Source organism: Photobacterium lipolyticum, from assembly GCF_003026475.1.
Taxonomy (GTDB): domain Bacteria; phylum Pseudomonadota; class Gammaproteobacteria; order Enterobacterales; family Vibrionaceae; genus Photobacterium; species Photobacterium lipolyticum.
Window position 1 is genome coordinate 1 of record NZ_PYMC01000054.1, and the last position, 782, is coordinate 782.

1 protein-coding gene is annotated in these 782 nt (G+C 38.9%); it reads right to left on the reverse strand.

The genetic code is table 11. The annotated features are described in order from the left end of the window. The coding region (locus tag C9I89_RS22270; protein ID WP_211315297.1) for an alpha/beta fold hydrolase at window positions 1-521 on the reverse strand (521 nt) is incomplete at its 3' end. Window positions 522-782 lie beyond the last annotated feature (261 nt).

Sequence of the window (782 nt, forward strand, 5' to 3'; positions counted from 1 at the left end):
ATTAACAACTCAAAGTCCGGTTGTGGATTCGATTCGTTGTAGTATGCAACTGAATCAGGGAACATTTCATTCCAGTCGCCTGATGTGACTCCCCCCAAGCACTCAATGGAAGGATCATTTTCTTCCAGACGCCACTGTGATCCCAACGTAATAAGTTGTTCCACATTTGAACTTACTGAGGCAGCCAAACGATAACTTACAATACCACCATCGCTAAAACCAAATAGAGAAAATGAACTGATTTTCAGATGGTTTAGTACTGCCACAACATCACTTTGATATTGCGCATAACTTAATTCTTTATTACCAATCGTCGATTTACCATGCCCTCTAAGATCGATACCAATGATCATATAGTCTTCTGGAATACTATCAATAACACTATTGAAATCAGTCATGCAACCTAAACCACCATGTAATAGAACAAGGGGTTTACCATTTGGATTACCTAGGATTTCGTAATAAATATCAGCACCATCGAAAGTAAAATAGTGACCACTATCATGCGTAAATCTTAACAAAACTGAATTCCTTTTGATTGTAAATAACTGACAAAAAACATAACGCCTACAATAAGGTGTGCCATCACTGAACTAGCCAAGCACATTGAACTTCAAACCAAAACTGCCGAGTGTAACGGGTCACCTTGATTGCTTTGTATGGATAATAAAACCAACTTCAGGGTAAAGTGAGACCCAGGCTTTAGCTGCAACTAAAGCTTTCTATACAGTAGTTCGATTGATTGCAGGCTCCTCTGATGAGAGACCGATAACAAACGTGAA